This window comes from Bacillus sp. OTU2372 (assembly GCF_038440275.1).
In the GTDB taxonomy this organism is placed as follows: Bacteria; Bacillota; Bacilli; order Bacillales; family Cytobacillaceae; genus Neobacillus; species Neobacillus bataviensis_B.
The window spans coordinates 135,630-157,156 of record NZ_JASATK010000010.1 but is presented as its reverse complement, the minus strand read 5'-3'; the positions used below and the strand labels follow the sequence as shown (position 1 = coordinate 157,156).

The 21,527-nt window shown below is 38.5% G+C and carries 17 protein-coding genes; 2 read left to right on the top strand and 15 right to left on the bottom strand.

Annotated features, from left to right (window positions below; genetic code table 11):
• Window positions 1–61: 61 nt before the first annotated feature.
• The 7 genes from AAHB15_RS17205 to fdhF all read right to left on the bottom strand — a co-directional run bounded on the left by AAHB15_RS17205 (window position 62) and on the right by fdhF (window position 11,588).
• Window positions 62–1,006 (bottom strand): sugar ABC transporter substrate-binding protein, encoded by a 945-nt coding sequence (locus AAHB15_RS17205; RefSeq protein WP_342042900.1) that lies wholly within the window; start codon window positions 1,004–1,006, stop codon window positions 62–64.
• Entirely contained in the window at window positions 1,003–3,099 is a 2,097-nt protein-coding gene (locus tag AAHB15_RS17200) for a PAS domain S-box protein (protein WP_342042899.1), read from the bottom strand. Before AAHB15_RS17200 ends, AAHB15_RS17205 begins: the two co-directional genes overlap by 4 nt.
• Window positions 3,041–3,880 carry a CheR family methyltransferase gene (locus AAHB15_RS17195; RefSeq protein WP_342042898.1) on the bottom strand — a complete coding sequence of 280 codons (840 nt, stop codon included), beginning with the start codon at window positions 3,878–3,880 and terminating at the stop codon, window positions 3,041–3,043. Before AAHB15_RS17195 ends, AAHB15_RS17200 begins: the two co-directional genes overlap by 59 nt.
• On the bottom strand, window positions 3,881–6,634 hold the full coding sequence (locus AAHB15_RS17190; protein WP_342042897.1) for a response regulator: 2,754 nt from the start codon (window positions 6,632–6,634) through the stop codon (window positions 3,881–3,883).
• Between the two features lie 590 nt (window positions 6,635–7,224).
• A complete protein-coding gene (gene fdhD, locus AAHB15_RS17185; RefSeq protein ID WP_335571850.1) occupies window positions 7,225–8,019 on the bottom strand; it encodes a formate dehydrogenase accessory sulfurtransferase FdhD in 795 nt (264 codons plus the stop codon).
• Between the two features lie 115 nt (window positions 8,020–8,134).
• Complete coding sequence (locus tag AAHB15_RS17180; protein ID WP_342042896.1) at window positions 8,135–8,677, bottom strand: DUF1641 domain-containing protein; 543 nt, start codon at window positions 8,675–8,677, stop codon at window positions 8,135–8,137.
• On the bottom strand, window positions 8,670–11,588 hold the full coding sequence (gene fdhF / locus AAHB15_RS17175) for a formate dehydrogenase subunit alpha (protein ID WP_342042926.1): 2,919 nt from the start codon (window positions 11,586–11,588) through the stop codon (window positions 8,670–8,672). Before fdhF ends, AAHB15_RS17180 begins: the two co-directional genes overlap by 8 nt.
• Before the next feature lie 193 nt (window positions 11,589–11,781).
• Between fdhF and AAHB15_RS17170 the strand changes: the two genes are divergently transcribed.
• Window positions 11,782–12,048, top strand: coding sequence for a hypothetical protein (locus AAHB15_RS17170; protein ID WP_335571847.1), 267 nt, complete (start codon window positions 11,782–11,784; stop codon window positions 12,046–12,048).
• Between the two features lie 316 nt (window positions 12,049–12,364).
• Here AAHB15_RS17170 and AAHB15_RS17165 read toward each other — a convergent pair whose 3' ends face one another.
• The 3 genes from AAHB15_RS17165 to AAHB15_RS17155 form a co-directional block, all read right to left on the bottom strand.
• Window positions 12,365–13,105, bottom strand: a complete 741-nt coding sequence (locus AAHB15_RS17165; RefSeq protein WP_335571846.1) for a DUF2161 domain-containing phosphodiesterase — start codon at window positions 13,103–13,105, stop codon at window positions 12,365–12,367.
• A gap of 364 nt (window positions 13,106–13,469) precedes the next feature.
• Window positions 13,470–14,414: an ABC transporter permease gene (locus AAHB15_RS17160; RefSeq protein WP_342042895.1), complete on the bottom strand. Its 945-nt coding sequence runs from the start codon at window positions 14,412–14,414 to the stop codon at window positions 13,470–13,472.
• On the bottom strand, window positions 14,411–15,355 hold the full coding sequence (locus AAHB15_RS17155; RefSeq protein WP_335571844.1) for an ABC transporter ATP-binding protein: 945 nt from the start codon (window positions 15,353–15,355) through the stop codon (window positions 14,411–14,413). Before AAHB15_RS17155 ends, AAHB15_RS17160 begins: the two co-directional genes overlap by 4 nt.
• 312 nt (window positions 15,356–15,667) lie before the next feature.
• Here AAHB15_RS17155 and AAHB15_RS17150 point away from each other — a divergent pair, with 312 nt between their 5' ends.
• Window positions 15,668–16,540, top strand: coding sequence for a LysM peptidoglycan-binding domain-containing protein (locus AAHB15_RS17150; RefSeq protein WP_342042894.1), 873 nt, complete (start codon window positions 15,668–15,670; stop codon window positions 16,538–16,540).
• A gap of 104 nt (window positions 16,541–16,644) precedes the next feature.
• Here AAHB15_RS17150 and AAHB15_RS17145 read toward each other — a convergent pair whose 3' ends face one another.
• The 5 genes from AAHB15_RS17145 to AAHB15_RS17125 all read right to left on the bottom strand — a co-directional run bounded on the left by AAHB15_RS17145 (window position 16,645) and on the right by AAHB15_RS17125 (window position 21,103).
• Window positions 16,645–17,514: a 50S ribosomal protein L11 methyltransferase gene (locus AAHB15_RS17145; RefSeq protein WP_342042893.1), complete on the bottom strand. Its 870-nt coding sequence runs from the start codon at window positions 17,512–17,514 to the stop codon at window positions 16,645–16,647.
• Window positions 17,515–17,725: 211 nt separating this feature from the next.
• Window positions 17,726–17,854 carry a hypothetical protein gene (locus AAHB15_RS17140; RefSeq protein ID WP_342042892.1) on the bottom strand — a complete coding sequence of 43 codons (129 nt, stop codon included), beginning with the start codon at window positions 17,852–17,854 and terminating at the stop codon, window positions 17,726–17,728.
• Between the two features lie 102 nt (window positions 17,855–17,956).
• Window positions 17,957–19,087, bottom strand: a complete 1,131-nt coding sequence (locus tag AAHB15_RS17135) for an alpha/beta fold hydrolase (protein WP_342042891.1) — start codon at window positions 19,085–19,087, stop codon at window positions 17,957–17,959.
• A gap of 246 nt (window positions 19,088–19,333) precedes the next feature.
• Window positions 19,334–19,633 carry a hypothetical protein gene (locus tag AAHB15_RS17130; protein ID WP_342042890.1) on the bottom strand — a complete coding sequence of 100 codons (300 nt, stop codon included), beginning with the start codon at window positions 19,631–19,633 and terminating at the stop codon, window positions 19,334–19,336.
• Between the two features lie 774 nt (window positions 19,634–20,407).
• Window positions 20,408–21,103, bottom strand: coding sequence for a hypothetical protein (locus AAHB15_RS17125; protein WP_342042889.1), 696 nt, complete (start codon window positions 21,101–21,103; stop codon window positions 20,408–20,410).
• Window positions 21,104–21,527: the final 424 nt, after the last annotated feature.

Here is a 21,527-nt window from a genome sequence, read left to right as displayed (position 1 = left end):
CTGAATGAGAGTGAGGACTATTTGGCTTTTTTCAATGTGATAGGATTACTGGTTTAACCTTCTAGTTTTTTAATCCCTCTAAAAACTCTATTTTGCTTTTAGCATTATCAGATGTAATAATATCGACGTCACTGTTAATACTTTTTTCTACTCGCTGCCCTTTTATCGCTTTTAAGGCATTTTCCACACTGATATAGCCCATATCATATGGATTCTGCGCAACTGAGCCTTTCAACGTTCCTTTTTCAACATATTTCAGCATTTCGATAATTCCATCTGCGCCTACGACTGGAAGGTTTAATCCTTTTTGGTTAAGATACTTGATGACTTCTAACGCCATCCCATCATCAGAGGCAAAAACGCCTTTGATATCAGAATTACTCTTCATTAATTCATCGATGACTGGCTTAACCTTGGCATCGTCATCATCTACGAGTATATACCCTTCGACCGTGTCAATTCCCACTGTATGCAAAGCATCTTTTGCCCCTTGGATCCGGTCCTCACTTACGTTATCTTTTGAAATCTTGCCAATAAGGGCGACCTTGTATCCCGGCTGCAGCATCGAAGATAATACCTCTCCGGCTTTTTCACCTAATGAAGGGTTATCGGTTCCAATAAAGGAAGTTTGACCAGCCCAATCGACCCCCGTATCCACGAGCAGGACCGGAATATGTTTCTTTTTAAATTCCTCTAATACTGGTACAGATTCTGAAGGATTTGTCGGAGAGAATATGAGTGCGTCCGGTTTTTCCTTTAATACCCTATACAAAATGGTGAGTTGATCTTCATTATTTTGAGTGGGAGCATAAATTTTTCCCTTCACTCCAAAATTGGTCATTCCCTTTTCAATTCCTGAGACAATGATCGACCAATACTCCGACTTTGTATCTTTCAACACCACAGCAACGGTCGGCTTTTCTGCCGCTAATGCTTTGTAAAAATAACCCAATAAACCACAGATAAAAACGGTAGAAACAACTAGGATCAAACTCTTTTTCTTCACTGTTTCTCACCATTCAAGTATAGACTTTCATCTAAAAAACGATTAAAACAAATAGAAAAACTTGTTCCTTCATGCCCTGTCTGAACCTTGATTTTTGCCTGATGACGGTCGGCGATACTATAACAAACAGCTAGCCCCATTCCCGTCCCCTGGTCTTTTGTCGTAAAAAATGGAGTGCCAATTTTGTCTAGATTGTCTGGATTAATTCCTATTCCACTATCCTTCACCTCTAAAATAACCTCTTCTTCTTCACTGTAGGTGCTAACGATAAGAGTCCCGCCCATATCCATCGCCTCAAGTCCATTTAAGGCAAGATTCAAGAAAAGCTGCCGAATTTCTTTTTCATCTAAGAAAAGTTCAGGACATGGCTCCGATTGATACTGGACACTTTTCCCTGCAAGGGCTGCTTCTGCATTGATTAAGGGAAGGATCGCTTCTATGATTCTACTTAAAGATTGTTTTGTTTTATTACTTGCTTTATTTTTTGCCAGTGTTAAAAACTCTTTAATGATGCTATTTGCTCTGTTTAGTTCATCCAGCATTATATCAATGAATTCAGGTGCCAGCGGTTGGTTGTTACTTTTCCACATTTGCAAAAATCCATGTACAGTCGTCATGGGGTTTCGGATTTCATGCGCAATTCCAGCCGCCATTTCGCCAATGAGATTTAATCGATCTAAACGTAACATTTCTTTTTCTAAGTTCTCTCTTTCAGTAATATCATTTACCACGATGAGAACGCATGCTTCGTCTTGTATTTCAATGACTTCCGTGGATAACAATCCGGAACGCCTTTCCCCGTTTTTAGATTGGTATGTCACTTTTAGATTGCTCAAAGTTTTATTCCATTCGGGATCAACTAAATCGACTTTATTCCCATCCACACACGTAAAAAGGGCCCAGTCAAAAACTTGATTCTTTACTGTTGCATAATCATAACCTGTATAATGGAGCCATGCTTTGTTAACATCAATAAATCTTCCATTCCTTATGGAACGAATCGCCATTAAGCAAGGACTAGCTTCAAATATTTTCTTAAATCGTTCATGGGAAAAAGATAGGTCATCCGCTATCTTTTTTCGCACCTGAATTTCCGCTTTAAGCTTCTCATTCGTAGACAACAAATCTAACGTACGCTCTTCCACTACTTTTTTTAGAAGATTGAATTGGTGGTTTTTTATTTTCTCTATTTCTTTCCGTTCTGTCACATCACGAATCGTGCAAACAAAAAGAGGAGTGTTTTCGATGGTTGCTTTTCCAATTTGAATATCGACAGGAAATCGATTTTTATCTTTCCGTAAGGCAACACCTTCCATTATTTTCCCTACTGTAGAATTGGTAAGTGCATGCATGGATAATACAGCCATCCGATCTCCCTCTTGCTTTACCACAGGGAGAATAGCGGCTACATGCTTCCCAATTAATTCCTCTTTGTTATAACCAAACATTTTCCGTACCATCGGATTGATGGATAAAATCACCCCAGATTCATCAAAGGTGACAATCGTGTCCATCAATGTTTCCCCCAACACCTTTGCTAGAGTCTCCGTTTTATATAAATCAACGGTTGTACGATTCAATTTATGGTTAACTTCCTCAAGTTCAATCGAATTTTTCCACTCAGTATGTTTTAAACTTTCCGTATGACTTTTATAGATTTTAACAAACTGTTCTACTTTTTGTTTTAATGTCTCTGGATTAAATGGTTTAAATATGTAATCAATGGCACCAACAGAATAACCATGGAGAACATGTTCCATATCTTGACTGATGGCGGTTATAAAGATAATCGGTATATTCTTTGACTTTTTTCTGGCTTTAATAAGCTTTGCCGTTTCAAAGCCATTGAGTCCAGGCATTTGAACATCCAACAAAATGACTGCAAAATCTTGTTTTAAAATGCATTTTAACGCTTCTTCTCCCGACCTAGCCGTAACTAAACGGTAGCTAGGTGAAGAGAGAACAGCTTCCAATGCAATTAAATTTTCCTTAAGATCGTCCACCATTAAAATATTTATCATTTCCGTGTCCGGTTTATTTGTTTTTTCGGTAAAGTCTTTCTGCTGAATGGAGTACTTCATAGTATTTTGCATAATCGGTAAAACGTATCTCCTCTCTTTTTCCAAGCCCTAAAAAACCCGAATAAAATAGACTTTCGTAAAATAAGCGATGAACATGATTTTGTAATTCTTTATTAAAATAAATCATCACATTGCGGCAAATAATGATATGAAATTCGTTAAATGATTGATCGGTAACCAAATTGTGCTGAAAAAAGTCAATATTCTTTTTCAAGAAGGAATGAAACGCCGCTTGTTCATTTTTTACCGAATAATACTCTGAAAAAGCCTTCTCTCCCCCAGATTGAATGTAGTTGGTTGTATAAAGCTTCATTTTTTCTAAGGGAAAAGAACCTTGTTTCGCTTTTTCTAAATTGACTTGATTGATATCAGTAGCATAAATCTTGGTTTTTTCCAATACGCCTTCTTCGTGCAACAAAATAGCCATCGAATAAACTTCTTCTCCAGAACCACAGCCGACATGCCAGATTCGGATCGCAGGATATTCTCTTACAATCGGGATGACCTTCTCTCGAAGAACCTTAAAAAAAGAAGGATCTCGAAACATTTCTGTTACATTAATAGAAAAATCATAAAACAGCCTATCCATCACAAGGGGGTCATGTAAAACCTTTTCCTGTAATCCGGATACAGTCCTTAGCTTTTCAGCAGTCATTCGATTCAAAGCTCTTCTTTGAATGAAGGGAGCGGCATAGTTCCGAAAATCATATCCATAATGACGATAAATCGCTTCTAGTAATAACTCAATCTCTATTTTCTGCAGTTGATCGATATTGGTAATGGTTATCCCCACCTATCTATATAGCCAAACCTGTATCAGTGAATAAAGCTGATCTAAATCAATCGGTTTGCTAATGTAATCAGACGCACCAGCCTGGATACATTCTTCACGGTTATGTTTCATCGCCTTGGCTGTTAAAGCAATAATTGGTAATTCCCGAAATTCCGGTTTCGTACGAATGTTGCGCATGGCCTCAAATCCATCCATTTCCGGCATCATTATGTCCATTAATATGAGGTCAATATCTGGATTTTCTTGTAACACGTCGATCCCTTCTCTGCCGTTTTCTGCAAATAGAACCTCGATTTCATATTCCTCAAGAGCAGAGGATAAGGCATAAATATTTCGCATATCATCATCTACAATTAAAATTTTCTTCCCATTCATTAACGAGTATTCCAGTGTATCTTCGTCAATTACGTGTCCATCCGATTGAAACTCACTCCCGGTAAAGGAATGGCTTTCCTCTTCTTGAAGTGCAGCCGCCGTTTCCAAAAGGTATGGAATTTGATTTTCATTTTCGTTCAAATGATGAATAGGCAAGTAAAGAGTGAAGGAACTTCCAGCCCCTTCTTCACTTCTTAAATCTATACAGCCCCCAAGCAAGTGGGCAAACTCACGGCTAATCGATAAACCTAAGCCTGTCCCCCCATATTTCCGGCTAGTCGTACCATCCGCTTGCATAAACGCATTAAAAATTAATTGCTGCTTATCCTTTGAAATACCAATTCCGGTATCAGCAATGGTAAAACTGATCATTGGTTCATTCTGCCCAGCAAAATCGTGCTTGTCTAATTCATTTGGACCAACCTTCTTGATAAGGAAGGAAATACACCCTTTTTCGGTGAATTTAAATGCATTGGATAAGAGGTTTCTCAAAATTTGATTGAGTCGATGCTCATCGGTGTAGATGCTTTCCGGTAAATCATCATCTAAGAAAATACTAAACTCCAAATTTTTTTGACGAGCTAGAGGCGAAAAATATCTTTCTGCAAAGGTAGTAATTTTCTCCAAAGCTACTTCCCCGTGAATAACCTCCATTTTTCCAGCCTCAACTTTTGCTAAATCTAAAATTTCATTAATCAAATGAAGCAAATCATTTCCAGATGAATAAATGGTTTGGATGTATTCCAATTGTTTTTCGGTTAAATTTTCATTCTTTTTTTCTATTAGCATTTGAGCAAGAATTAATAAACTGTTCAAAGGGGTACGAAGCTCATGCGACATATTCGCAAGAAATTCGGATTTATATTGGGAGGTAAGAGCAAGTTCCTGTGCTTTCTCTTCAAGGGCATTACTGAATTTCTCCAATTCCTGTTTTTTATGCTCAGAATTTTGATACTGTACCTCGAGCTCCTCGTTCATGATTCTTAGTTCCTCTTGCTGCTGTTGAAGCTCTTCTGATTGGGCTTGCAGCTCTTCTGTCAATGCTTGAGAATCTTGTAATAATTTTTTGACCTGCATTCGATTTCCGATACTGTTGATGGTTATGCCGATATGAGCCATGACTTCCTGGAGAAGGGCTTGTTGAACGGCATTAAATGGTTTAAAGGAAGCAACCTCAAGAACAGCCAAGACCTCCCCTTCAAATTCAGCAGGTAGAATCATTAGATGTTTGGGCGCTGCTTCTCCAATTCCAGAAGCAATTTTTACATAATTGTCGGGAACTTCCGAAAGCATCATCGGTTTCTTTTCCGCCGCAACTTGTCCTACAAGGCCCTCACCGAGATGGAAGCTTCTTGATGTAACCGGATCATGTTTAAAGGCATAAGAAGCCATATTTACCAGACGTTGTTCACCGTTGTTGCATTCTTTAATATAAAAAACTCCATAGTGGGCATCTACCATAGGTGTGATATTTTGGATAAATAAGCGGGACAAAGCCTTAAAATCCTCGACAGCAGTATACATGGAAGTCATCTGAGCCACTTTTGATTTAAGCCAGCTGTGTTCCTCGGCTTTTTCAATTAATGCTTTTTCCTGTACCGCTTTTTCTTCCAATGCTTGAGCCATTCGATTATAGGCACGGGAGATCTTCCCAATTTCGTCTTTCGTCGTTACCCCAATTCGTGGAAACTCTGTACCATGATAAAGAGCAACATCGCTCATGACGGAAGAAACCCGCTGCAAATTTTTGGTTAACCCCCTAATGATCCAAATGGCAACAAATAGGCCGATTAGAAAACCAATGGCAACAACGATATAAATCATACGTAACTCAAGGTTATAGGCTTGCCTTGTCCGAAGGAGTTGATCTTTCATTTCCTGTTCCTGCAGGGTATATAACAAATCTGTAATCTGATAGAGCCGAGCCCGATCGCGTTTGATATCTCCCCAAATGAGCTTGTCGAAATCAGCGTTTCTATCGGTTTTTTGTAAAATAATAATCTGGTTTCCGACTTCTTCATATGTTTTGAAGAGCGTATTAAATTTAGAAATTAAGGCCTGTGTTTCTTTACGGTTATCCATCTTTCCAAGCTTTTCAATCGAAGACCGCATATTTACCCTTGATTGCTCCCATTCGTTCATAACTTGAGTTAAAACAGGATCAGGTGGAATGGAGGCAATCTCACTAAGTTCTCTGCCCATGTTCCCTACCTCGAACTCTATCGTGGAAGCCATCAACTTCCTCTCGTCTAACTCTGAAACTAGTGAATTCATCGTAACGGTCTGTTGATTGATCATCTTAAATAAAATGACTAGAAAAATAATGTTACAAAGTAAGATAAGGACTAACCCACCATAAAGCTTTGTTCTAAATTTCATATAGACTTCATTCTCCTGGTTTCTATAAATGTATTTTGATTTGGATATAGTTTATTTAATAAAATGAATAATGAAAGAACATTATAGTATTAACGGACAAAAAAATGAAGATGGGAAAAATTTAAAAATTCAAAAAATAATGGACCAATTGATTGGTCTTTACTATATGTATAAGCCAGATTGAGTTAACTCTTGTAAAAATGAAATCTAATATAGAAAGAAATTTAAGTACTACTTTGGTGTTTTGGATTCAAAAAATATTATTATATTTATATCAAAAGTGAGTATAGACTTAGTTAGTTTATCATAATCGCTATATCTAGAAAAGTTCTTTTAAAAAAGAAGATCATTGGATAATCCTGGATTTTCTGAAGCATGGGGACGGTTCTTCTGCTCCATTACCGTTCATTTTGGAGACAAGATGCTATTTATTTAATAATATTGGACCAAATTTTACTAAGTTATCTAAGATAGAATTTTAATTCATATAGATAGAGAAAGGGAGAACACCTTCACGAGAAATCGAAAGGTGTTCTCCCTTTAGTTTATATATCTGGTTTTTTGTATTTCGGTTGGATGAAGGACTATGGCTAGGCTAGTCCCAGAATCCGGTCCTGATGGGTATAGACATTAAAGCCCCCTCCCCTAATAAAACCAATCGCCGTAATTCCAAGCTCCTCTGCTAAATCTAATGCGAGATTAGTAGGTGCAGATTTTGATAGGATAATGCTCGCGCCAATCTTAGCTGCTTTGAGGAGGACTTCTGAGGAAATTCTTCCGCTAAAAGCAATGATTTTATCCTTCAATGGAATTCCATGGATTAAGCAGTAACCAAAAAGTTTATCTAGTGCATTATGCCGGCCAATATCTGTCCTTGTTATAACGATCCCGTCCGTTGTACATAAGGCGGCATTATGGACACCACCCGTTTTCTGAAAATGAGCTGAACTTTCTTGCAGCTGCTTCATTAAGACATGGCATTGGCGTGGTGTAATGGTCAACTTGGTCAATATGGTCTTTGCTGTCTTTACATCATTATAGAAATAAAATTGACGCCCTTTCCCGCAACAGGAACCAATGAACCTCTTGGAATGGATCTCTTTTAAGTGAGTTTCTTTATTTACGAGGTCCACGTACGCGAATCCCATTTCTTCATCTACCTGAATCGATTGAATATCTTGAAAAACGCGAATGATCCCCTCGGAGGCTAAGAAGCCCACCACCAATTCTTGGATCTCAGATGGCGAACACACCATGGTGGCAAACTCTTCTCCATCAATAATAATGGTTAATGCTGATTCCACCGCGATGTCATCCTCTTGTTCGATAAAGGTATACCCATTATATTTAACAATGTGTTGGCAAGTGGTGATTTCGTTTAGCACAGTCTCCCTCCTCTCCTCGCTTTTTTACCCTTCTCTACAAGGTCTAGATGGGTATCGACACCATCAAACATAAACGGGTCTCAGCTTAGCTTCAGCCAAGAACGGTATGAGAGTTTTACAGATGGTGGTCGGGATTGGCATGTTGTGCCTGATGCTCCGGCAGCTGGGTTGTCCGTTCCAAATGGCTTGTTTCGCTACCCATTCCTTTCAAAAATTCAAAGAAAAAGGCAATCGATCGGTTAATTTCAGGATCCTTTAATGACCTGACGATATCGAAGTAACCGATCTCGCCATCATCATCCTTGCTTTCTGACACTCTGGCGATTCCAGCATTTAACTTAAGGAGAATGGGTTCAAGCTGTTTAACATTTAATGTTCCTAGAATACCCACCATCAACAACAGATTTTTTAAAGTATTGGCTGTTTCTTTCGAGTCCGCCTTGTTAATAAGGATTTGCAGCACTTTGTCGCCCTCAGCAAATAATCCGCTCAATAAAGGAATAACCCCTTGATCGTGCATGTGACGCACCAAATCAAGTGTATCAAGTAACGCTTGCTTATTTTTTAATAGGGAATCCTCTATTTGCCGTATATCCTTTTTACGCTTCTCCTCTTCGGATAGCTCGATTCGCTCGATTTGTCTGATCGCTTTAGCCATTCGACCGCTCCCTTTCCTTCACAAGATCACCCGGGAAGACATAATCCTTTCGGGCCCATTTCTTTTGGACTTGGACACCCATTTGCGGCTGTGGATTCCCGTATCGGAAATTTATTCTTGGCAGAGGATTAATCCCCACTTCCTGTAAAATCTCCATTTTAACACGAGTATCCTTGTAAGCAGGGGTGTCGGTATCCTTATCGGCTGCACTGCTTGTCAGGTAGTTGACCGCTCCGTCTCCTGAGTCATTCATGGGCAAATACACTTCATTCCCCTTAACCCGAGCAGTGATAATACATTTCACCTTCACATTACCAAACGGTGACGTCAGACGGACAAATGTTCCGTCATTTAGGCCGCGTTCTGCTGCTAGCTCCGGTGATACTTCAAGGAAAACCTCTGGAGTTTTATCTGAAATTCCTTTTGATTTGTATGTGAGATTCCCTTCATGAAAATGCTCTAATAAACGTCCATTGTTCAAATGAAGATCATATTGCTCCTCAAAATCAAGCGGCTTTGTCCATTGGACAGGATAAGCCCGAGCTTTTCGATCCGCGAAAGGGAACCCATCTCTGTAAAGCAGTGGTGTATCTGTCCCATCCGGTTTTACCGGCCATTGCAAACTCTTATAACCTCCTAATCTTTCATAGGTAACACCTGCATAAATCGGCATCAGCATCGCAGCTTCCTCCATAATTTCACTTGGATGCTTATAATTCCAGTTGGCACCAAGCCGGTTTGCCACTAATTGTATGATTTCCCAGTCAGGCTTAGAGTCACCAAGCGGTTCAAAGACTTGATACAGCCTTTGAATACGGCGTTCTGTGTTCGTAAACGTTCCTTCCTTTTCAAGGCTTGGGCTTGCCGGCAGAACGACATCCGCATACTGGGCAGTCCGGGAGAAAAAGATATCCTGAACGACAAAAAATTCAAGTTTTTCATAGGCCTTATGAACATGGTTGATGTTTGAATCAACTAAACCCATTTCCTCTCCTTTTACATACATCGCCTTGACCATACCTTGATGTATACCTTCAATCATATCGTGATTATTAATTCCTACTTTCGAGGAAAGCTTGACACCCCAAGCCTGTTCAAATTTTTCCAGCACTTTTGGGTCGTCCACTCGCTGATATCCTGGAAAGTTTTCCGGTGCGCTGCCCATGTCGCCTGCACCTTGAACGTTATTATGGCCCCGGAGCGGGTACGCTCCGGCACCTGGCCGTGCGAAGTTACCCGTTACTAGCAATAGGTTAGAAATGGCTGTACTAGTGTCACTGCCGCCTAGATGTTGGGTAACACCCATCGCCCAAAGAATAGCCGTGCCATCTGCATCACGAATCATTTCTGCAATCTGAATAAGTGTCTCTTTGGAAAGACCCGTGTTCTCTTCAGCATAGCCTAACGTATAAGGCGAAAGGCTTTGTCTGTATTCCTCAAAACCATTTACATTCTTTTGGATAAACTCTTCATCCGCCCAGCCCATATCAATCATGTATTTGGTCACAGCAGAGAGCCAAACCAAATCGGATCCCGCGTTTGGGTGAATGAATAGATCAGCCCGGGCTGCCATCTCGTGTTCACGAAGGTCTGCCACAATTAATTTCTGCCCGTGTAGTTTATGGGCACGCTTGACCCTTGTAGCTAATACAGGGTGTGCTTCCGCTGTATTGGAACCAACAATGATTACCAGTCCTGCTTTGGCGATGTCCTTAATGGAACCAGCGTCACCGCCATAACCAACCGTTCGGTGCAGTCCAACCGTTGCCGGTGTCTGACAATATCGGGAACAGTTATCAACATTGTTTGTACTCATCACCTGTCGAGCCAATTTTTGCATTAAATAGGATTCTTCATTTGTACATTTTGAGGAAGTAATGAAGCCCATCGATTGCGGTCCATATTGGCTGCGAATCTCAAGGAACCGTTTTGCGATTAAATCAAGGGCCTCATCCCATTCCGCTTCACGGAAGCTGTCACCTTCTCGGATCAGTGGCTTCGTTAATCGTTCTTTACTGTTGACAAAATCCCAGCCGAATTTTCCTTTCACACAAGTCGAAATTCCATTCGCTGGTGCCTCTACGTTTGGTTCAACCTTTAGAATCTGGCGTCCTTTTGTCCAAACATCAAAACTGCAGCCGACACCACAGAACGTACAGACGGTTTTGGTTCGTTTCACTCTCGCCTCACGCATCGCCGATTCCATATCGGAAACGGTAAGGATCGACCCGTAACCTGTCTCCACTCCTTTGGTTAACTCAATCATCGAACGGAGTGTTCCTTTTTCAACGCCTGTCAGATAACCGGCCTCCCCGAGCATTCCTTTTTCCATCATCGCATTACACGGACATACAGTCGAACAATGGCCGCACGATACACAGGAGGATTCGTTAATTGGAACATCATTATCCCAGATGACCCGTGGATGCTCTCTATCCCAATCGATTCTCAGCGTTTCTGTCACTTGGACATCTTGACAGGCCTCCACACAGCGCCCACACAAGATACACTGATCAGGATCATAGCGGTAGAAAGGATTCGACATATCCTCCTGATACGGTTTCTGCTTCCACGGAATACTTTGATGGTTGATGCGCATCTCCTTAACGGTGTTATGTATTTCGCAGCCGCCGTTATTGTAATCACAAACTGTACAATATAATTCATGGTTGTGAAGAATCTTGTCCATCGCTGCTGTCTGTGATTTTTTCACAAGTGGGCTCGTCGTTCTGATGATATCCCCATCCTTTAAAACCGTTGAACAGGACCTGACAAGTTCCTCATTTACTTCAACGATACAAGTGTCACACGTTTCAATCGGTCCAAGGCTGGGATGATAGCACACCTGTGGAACTTCAATAGAGCTGTCGTTCAGGAATTGCAGGACCGTCTGGCCTTCCGCTGCCTCCATTTCTACTCCATTGATCGTAACTCGTAGGTTTCTTACCAAAATGGCATCATCCTTTCTATCTTATTTATTTGTTTAGTACCCCATCTATCGAAAAAAGAAAACCAAATCCTCTGAGTTTTATATTAAATAATGAGTAATGAGTGTTTAAAGTTGAAAAAAGGGTAAAGAATCAAAAAGGAAAGGACGAAATTTTATGAAATATATGATTTTGAAAGGTAAGAGTCATATTGGGAAATATAAGTACAATGTGGTGGGAAAAATCGAGGCTTCTTCCTTGGAGATTGCGAGTGCTCTCTTTTATAAGATATATAGAAGAGTGATGAACAAAAAGAACGGAGAAATATACATCATCATTCCTGACAGCCAAAATATGAATGTAAATAGTAGTAATATCCAACCATTAGATGGTGTTCCCTATAGTATGATCAAGTATTGGGAACCGGGGAAAGGATTACCCTAAATAAAATGCTTTAGCCTCCTTTACACAAAATCTACCAGCCTTGTAAACTTGTAATTCGTTCTAAGATCTGGGGGGAACGAACGAATCGTGTTCCCCAACACCAACTTTTTTTGATCCGGATTTTCGATATTTCAGATATTAATCTCTTGCATGCCTACTTTTTCATTGATTTTAAAAATGCTAGAATCTTTTCACGAGTGGGGATTGAACTTTATTGTGTCTTGTTGTAGACAATCGAAAATCTTTTTTCTCCCGTCCATTTTTCGCCGTTGTAATCTATATGCAATGAGTACCAACCTAATAAAGAACAACATCCTCAATCGGGATTGCCATCTTGCTTGCTAACACTATTTAAGTAAAAATTCAAAAGATCAGGAAATTCCTTTATTTCTTCTTGGCCCTTCTCAGTTAAACAATAAGTGCCTCGCTTGATTCTTTCAAACCAGCCATAATAGTTTTTAACTAAAATAGAAGAAGTTTTGTCTCCGGTTCCCAACTGAATTAATTTTTTCGGGGATAACGGCCCAAAATGGCTCAAGTAACAAGCTATTTGAATACAATTTTCCTTATAAGCTGTCATGATTTTAGTCCGATTGCTTCCACCAACATTAAAATCCGCACTTCGACCACTGATTTCCTTCAATACAGCTTCTCTCTTTAATTTGCTTTGCCCCCTACTTTTACGACGATCAAACGGTGATGGATGAAAGACTACTTCTGTCTTTGCTCGTTTCAATGGATTCGAAACCACAATTAACCCCAACTCCAGCCTTCTAATTAAATGGCATTTTTCAGCCCACCGTCTTGAATTTAAACGATACTTAGGTTTTGGGATGGCAATATATACTTGATCCGTTATACGCTGTCGTTTGGCAGCCTGTATGAGCAAATCAACGCTTAATGTAAGCTTCAATTCAATGACAACTAGCTCCTCATCTTTAACAGCAACGATATCACAATCTTTTACCTCACCGTATACCTCATAACCTTCCTTTACAAAAAAAGTCTGAATTGGTTTATACAAATCCATTTCTTGCAGCTTTTTTGTTTCGTTCATATGCATTCACCATCCAATTCAAACCTAAATACTATTTCTTTTTTTATCTAAAAAGTTAGTTTCATAAATTAAATGTAACCTATAATTTGTTCTTGGGAAAGAATTCTACACCTTTTAAAATAAAGCAGATTTAAACCTTTTAAAAATTTGGAGATAGTAAAGGTATAGATTATAATAAATCAAATTATTGAATAAATTAAAAAAACCGACCATGCAGTAACATGTCCGGTCCAGCAATAGACGTTTCCTCAAAGGGGATCGGCTATTGTGCTAATAATCCACCCGAAATCTAAACTTAAGGGTGGATTATTTTTGTTTAAATAACAGTACGGCTACGATCAAATGTTTTCTCCAGCCTTTTTTCTTATATACTAATATCCCGCCTTTGGAAAAACACGAAAGTCAGGATCATAAAAATGGCATAATACACGGCCAGAATAGCCAGTGATATCGGTAGAGTAATGTCCCCCAAAATCTTATCCTGCAACGCATAAATGGTTAAATCGAGATGCGGAAAAATTAAATACTTTGCCCATTCGTATTTTTCTGCAAGAAGCACAATTAATCCGCCCAAGGTGGAAGAGATAAACAGGACAAAGATTCCAATTCCCACCGCCAATGCCTGACTTTTAAATAAAGTAGAGAGCATAAAGGCAATGGCCGTTATAACCAACAAACTCGGAAGGTAGTAGGCAATCTTAAGGAAGAACTGCGGGCCGACTTCTGCTTCCTTCTGCCCGTCTATCGCCATCTCAAAGATTTTGGCTGTAAAGTCCCCATTACCAAACGTAATCAAACCAACAAGATATCCAGCAGTAATAAGTGTCGCTACAAGAATAAGCGAATAGATCATTAATGATAAATATTTGGACAGGAGGATAGCCCATCTCTGATGCGGTCTGATTAACAGCTGCTTAATCGTTCCATCTGCAAATTCAGAGGACACACTGGCACTGCATACAATCACCGCCAATAATGTCACCAAAGTCGTCATGCTGAATACAACATTATTCATAAAATGCCAGTTACTAATAGCATTTGGATTAATGTTTTCATCCAGATATTTTTGCTTTTGTTCAATTTCATTCATAATAAACTGTTTTTCTTGAGCTGATGCCGTTTTTGCATTCTGCTGCAACTCAACAATTTGAGCCTTCATACCCTCCTGCCAGTTCGGATCGGGTTCACCTGATACTTTATTGTAGATAATCCCCGCAACAATGACTGCGAGTACGAGGATGATTAGATAAATCCAGCTCGATTTTTTTTGAAACAATTTCATAAGTTCATTTCGTATTAAGGCAATCATTGCATTACACCTCCATGCTCCTTTACCTCTTTGTTCGTTATCTCCAAAAAGCGGTCTTCGAGCGAAACGGTTACCCTGCTGATGCCATAGACATCTATATCCTTTGAGATTAACAGCTTATTAATGGTACTAATCGTAGTTTTCTCTACATGGGCTGAGAATTGGTCGTCTGCAAGAACCTTGAAATCGATATCTTCAAATTGTCCTTTCAGCACATCAACAGCTTTTTGGCTGCTGCTTACCTCAAAAATGACTTCCGTCTTTTCGTCTTCCTCCATCGTTTCTTTCATGGAAGAAATATGTATTAGTTTACCTTTTTCAATTATGGCAAAACGATCACACATCTGCTGCATTTCTGCTAAAAGATGGGAGGATACCAGAACTGAAATACCTTCCTGTGCAAGGGCATGTAAGTAATCTCTAAATTCTCTAATTCCTTGAGGATCCAATCCATTTGTAGGCTCATCGAGAATAAGCAGTGACGGGTTATGTAATAACGCCTGGGCCACTCCCAGCCTTTGCCTCATTCCAAGCGAATAGGTCTTAACCTTTTGGTAAATGGCATCTTCTAATTTTACTAACCTAGCAACTTCCATAATCCGCTCATCTGAAACTTCTTTAATGGCCATATTCGCATAATGCTTTAAATTCTTGTAGCCACTCATATACTTATAAAATTCCGGATTTTCAACAATTGCTCCAATTTCACTCATTGTCTCTTTAAATTGTCCATCGAGGTTATGGCCATTAACACGAACCTCTCCATCGGTCCGCTTAATCAAGCTGACAATCATACGGATAATGGTTGTTTTCCCTGCTCCATTAGGACCCAAAAGGCCAAAGATTTCCCCTTTTTTTACACTGAAGCTGACATCATCTACGATCTTCTTCTTGCCGATGACCTTCGTTAACGATTGTACTTCTAAGGTATTTACCCCCATACGTTCCTCCTCTTTCTTTAAAAAATGATATCTTTATAGAACCTTTAAACACATACCTAACATTATATACGAATAATGAACCAAAAAGTTCCAAATTTACATTAATTTTATATTTTTAATCACTCTAACTTAAGGTTAAGAAAAAAACATGATCAAATGACAAACTGCATCAAAAAAGCCACCGCTATATCCTTGTTGATTCCATTTTAAAAAGGATGTCATGTGCCTATTTTTGTTTTCCTAACAAAAATGGGCTTATTTATCAGAATCGAATTTGTAATTACCTCGTCAAAATATATGAGGTGATAATAAATGAATAGATTTAAACGGTTCCTACAGGTTGGACTTTGCACTGTTTTAATGGGGTCGGTATTTTATTTCGGCAATGGGAAGGCAGCTGCTGAGGATATTTATATTAAGATAAAGAAAGGAGATACATTATATAGCATTTCGAAAAAATACAATATTTCCGTTGAAGATTTAAAGGAATACAACCAGTTAACAAGCAGCAAGATCATTGCTGGTCAAGAATTAATGATTCCAGATTTGGAACAAACCAAACCATTGTATGTTGTCGTCGCTGGTTCTTTTAGCAAGAAAGCGAATGCAGATAAACGTGTCACTTTCTTGAAAAAGAAAGGGATTGAAGCGGTCGTTGTGAAGAAAGTCATAAATGGTAAAAGCTTATACCGTGTTCAGGCCGGGGCTTTTTCGAGTAAATCGAAAGCGGAGAAAATGAAAACGAAGCTAAAGAATAACGGGATAAAAGATGCTTTCCTTTTAACAGAGAAGCCTCTTCATATTAATGGAATCACTGTAGGATCTTCCTACAAACAGATTGTTCAAAAATTCGGGCAGCCATCGAAAACTGAGGACGATAAGAATACCAGGTCTCTTTATTATAAAAATGATGGTGCTGGTGTTCGTGTAACATTCAATGCAGCAAATGATTCCATTGAACAATTACAAGTGTACCCCGAATTTTTGAAAACAGCTTCCGTTCCCACTGAGAAAAGCCAAATCCTCAAGCTGTATGGAAACCCAAATGAAGTAAAGATCGTTACCTGCTATGAAAGTGCCAAATGTGAACAAATCATTTATAAATTTAACAAGGACCAATTAATTGTACAGATTGATCGTGATGGAAAGACAGTGCAATATTTGGATTTACGAAAAACCCAATAATATGAATGAATGGTAACTGTGTTCATACATTAATAAAGGATTCAGTAAAACATACTGGATCCTTTCTTGCTTTTTAGATTATGTTTTACCTATAAATTACCAATTTATTTGGTCTTAAAAACGCATGTCACCCATTCGTTACTTTGTTTCTTTTCCTTCAAAAGAAATCCTGCATCTTTAAATAAAGTCTCTACCCGATGGTAATTCCATTCAAGCATGCCTGATAATATAAATGTAGTGTCTTTACAATCTAAGAGTCTTTGGGCCTTTAGGATATCAATATTTTCCTGCGTTCCGATATTAAGAAAAATCATATCATATTCATTGTTGATTCGATTTTTATTCTTGATTAGATCACTTTGAAACACATTCACCGGCTTGACACAATTTAATTCACACTGATACAGTATTTCTCGCTCGACCGGTTGGATATCATATGTATCGATAGATTTTGCCCTCTTAAGGGCTGCAGCAACACTTAAGACTCCTGAACCGGCTCCGATATCCGCCACACTCAAGCCTGAAAAATCATGTTTTAATATGAAGTACAAACAATCTTTTGTGGTTTCATGATAGCCTGTACCAAAATTCCCTTGGGAGTCAAGTACAATCCGCTTATCTTTGTGGTAATGATTCCTTCTATCCGGTGTCGTGATGACCCAGCCATTCTCAAGGAAAATATCATCAAACGTTTGCTGGTAATTCAATTCATTAACTTCCTTAACCACCAGACTAGATTCGTCAATCGCTAATAATTCTAATAAATTACGTCGTTCCTTTGCTTCGATATAATTATTTATATAGATATTAAGTTCTGTTGTTTCATTACGCTTCTCAACAAAGGCATAGCCGTTGGCATCGGTCACTACATCTAATGGAACCTCGTAAAAGGTTTGATAGTAGCCTTTTTGGTATAAATGAGTAATAATTCTGTCAATCTTCTTAGTTGGGAGTCTTACGGTTATTTCATACATTGTTTTTTCTCCTGGTTGTTGGCCTTCTAATCATGCGGTAGAACCAACATCGATCAATCTTTTTATCATTATGGCCAGTTAAACGAAAATGAAAACGGCTTAAATGACTAAATTTGATCATCATAATCCATCGCCCTATACAATTCGTAGCGGTGGAAATATAGAGGTTATTTATCCACAATGGTTGAATTTACAGGAAACTTTTAATTTCCTATTTTTTCAGAAAAAATAAGGGGCCAACTTTAGACCCCCTTACCCGTAAAACCTTTAAGTTCACATCACCAAAATGATAATCTACGGTTTCACCTTTCTCCTCCGCATATTTCTCTAGATTTCTCATGAAATTCACCCCTTCACGTAGCTCATCGTTTGTGATGATCTCTAACGCTGGTGAAAGCAGCTGACGGGACAGTTTGTATCAGGTTCAACAGCGACATGCTTATTATTCAATTGGAATCAGGGTGACTGAGTCATCAACAACTGTCCACCATGGTGATCCATTGAAATGTTCGGACGTTTGATTCAATAAAAAACGGGTAATGGTTGATTGAACTCTACCATCATTCAAGAAGAGAGCATGAAAGGAAAAATCAGTCCATTTCTTCTTGATACCAAGTGTCAAAATGTCATTTTTATAAATAGAGGCGCTTTCAAACGGTACAACCCCATCACCATCACCTTCGGAATCTATTGAATCAAAGTTAAAAAAATTCTTCACCCTTCCATCAGGACTTACCGGTTGAACAATGACTTTATTCTTTGTTTTTACTCCCATTCCCATTAGAATAAGGAACCTGTTCCTCACCTCAAGTGGAAGTTCCCTTAAATTAATCATGGTTGGATTTTGACGGTCATAAAAGGCTTTCATGTGACTGATTCGATTCAAGAACATCCCCCAGTCATCATCGCCGATGTTGGATTGCCAATGATCAGGGTTAAAAATATTAAAATTAGCCCCATCTTCAAATATGACCGCATTTTGATAGGTAGGACACAACTCAAAAACAGAAGGGAACGTACGGGCAATTTTTCGGAACTCATCACTCGAATTAAACATCGGATAGCGAATTCCTCCCTCACCCATCGTTAAAGAAATGAGAGCTTGGATTGAACCGCTAAAAGGAGTTACAGCAAATATGACATGTTCAATTGAATCATAATTTCCTTGAAATGTTTTCAAATAGCTGCTTAGCACCATTCCCCCCATGCTATGGGCGATAAAATTAAACTTTTTTACAGAAAGTTTCTCCTTAAGATATTCAACAAAATTAGCTAAACGTTTGGCTGTATCAAGTGAGGATTGCCTCCAATCATACCCAAAAATATAAACTGGCTGCTTGGTTTTTCGTTCAAGTACGTGAACGATTTCCCGATAGGCAACATCCTCAACATCCCCCCGTTCGATGATCGACTTAGGATTGACCTCAAAACGGCTGTCTTGCTTTAAAAGGAGGTCATAGATCGTTTCATACCTATTCTGAATCATTGACCAAATGGTATCGAAATCTAGTGTGTTTGTATTGAGAAGCTTGGTACCTTGAATACCTGGTATTAAAATTGTAGGTATCGACATAGATAATTCCTCCATTTTTTTAAATGAAACATACTGATTCCATTCTATTTGTATGTAATTGGGTACCTATTATGATTGCCAGGACTACTAACTAGATAAAACAGTATCTGTTGTAGAGGGTATCGATAAGCCAACCATGCTAAAAGGCGTAGGACAATCATTTTTAAACAAAAATTTTACGATAATGATATTTTGCAAAAAAAACCAATATAACAAACCCCCTACTCATTAAAGCAGGGGATTTGTTTAATGTGCGATATGAATACTTCCATCATCAAAGACTTGAATCTCTTGATAACTGCCCATGTACTTAATGGCATCTGTGATAATACCTTTTGTCATTAATTCATTCTGACCGGCTTCATATAATTCCCAATCTAAAATCAAATAATAAATATGACAATTCTGTTCATCGATAATTTCAGTACCGGTTAATATGAAGTTTTTACGGTATTTATTCTTAAACCATTTGAGAGCTTCATCATGGCTGTTGAAAAAAGGGAGCACTGCTTCTTCTTCTTGAGTAATATATCCTGTAACGTACATCTTTCAACCACTTTCCTTTGTATTTTTTACTATAAAAGTAACGATTAGAGTAGAAACGGTAGAACAGACCCATTGATCTTTTCAGAATTTCAACATAACCTTATCCAATTCTCGAACCTGATCATATGATTTTAATAGAGATTCAGGTACAGTGTTCTTCCATATTCCCAAGCATTCTCTTCGACTTCTGCTAAAAGGTGTTTCTTTTCATCTTCTTTACCATATATGAGAAGCTTTAAAACTCGTGTATTTTTCCTGAATTCTAAATAATAACCGAGCTGATGATATAGAATGATTTTTTTCATCTGTTTCTTTAACTTTAAAGTTAATTTTAGCGTTATAAATCTTCATAAGTAACTCTCCCATTAAATTAAACTACATAAATAAAGCAAATATAAAATTGTCACGAAGAAGTTGTTTTAAACCTATAATACGCTGGATCATGTAACAAGAGCCATTTATCATAATTTGTTATTGAACTATCCTCCCATTGCATAATGAAACATACGCTGTTCTCCAAAGTAAAGATTTTAAAATAATAAAAAGTTTTCAAGGGAAACGCAGTCTGATTTCATTTGAAGAAGTAGATCGTAAAAGTAAAGGCAGCAAGCTTTTTTATGATCCCAAGTGTAACTCAAATGTAGGGGGATTATTACCTATTTTAAAAATGATATTGAAGGTATAACCGGAGATGGTTTTTAGAGTGATAGATTTCCATTACCTTGGAAAAAGCAAATTACCATTTGTTGAGTGAATGGACCTGAGAGAAAATATCTAATTAAAGTCTACCGGCCTTTTAAACTTGTAATCCGTCCTAAAGAAACTATAAATCGGATCAGATGATTTTGAATGAAAAACGCTTGTTGTGTACTCAGGCTTTCCAATATTTAAGGATAGAGTTACAAGATCATCGTTCGGAAAATTAGGATCATAGATATGAATGGACAGATTGTTTTCATTTAAGTCATACCCATAGGCAAGAACTTGATGATTTTTTCTTATCTCAAATGGATTAAGGGACTTCACTCTGACTAAACCAAGCGGGGAAAGCTTTCCGGTATCAAGATCCTTTTTTATTCTCGGCCATTCCTGTTTCATCATTCTCCATGCCCTTCCGTGAGGTGCAGCTCCTATAATACTAGCCTTTGATTCGTGATCCGGGAGGAAAGGATTCATCAAAACCATATATTTCATAAGACCTAAGGGCAAGTGAAAGCTTTCAATTTGGCGATTTACGATATATTCCAACAATGGACCAGAGGAAGGAGCTGTCGGATTGGACGGAATCGTCATTTTGGCTTCAAAGTAATCCATGACCGCATAAATCATTCCGCCACAAAGACCATACGATGCATCACCGATAGGAATCTGCTGACCCAAAACTTTTATTTTCTTTAATGGAACATGTGGAAAGCTGTTTCCAAATTTAAAAGCGAATAAGCTTGGCAGAAACCTTGTTAAGGTCGACATATTGACTTCCCCCTACTTTATGTAAAATCATCGTAAAAATATAGCAACAGTCTTTCACTAATGGGATTTATTTTATGCATATTCCCATCTATTGACGATAAAAATTAGCTAACCCCAATCATGTCATTAGTCTATTAATAACAAAATCCCATAAATCTTAGCTTTTCACGACCGGAAAGATAATTTGGTTTGCTGTGGACTGTCCACTTATCTTTCGAAGCTTTTGAGAGTTCAAACCATTTCCTGTAGACCAATTCTGCTATTTTATCTTTTCAATTCCTGTCTTCTTCCTGTTTCTCCAGTAATTCTTGATCAAGATACCTTGTAAACTCAGGTACCCTTGAATAGGACAAGCACAGATATTCCTTCGGCCTGCTTATACCTACTTATATTAGTCCCACTTCCCCCTCCTTATCCTCTTCTA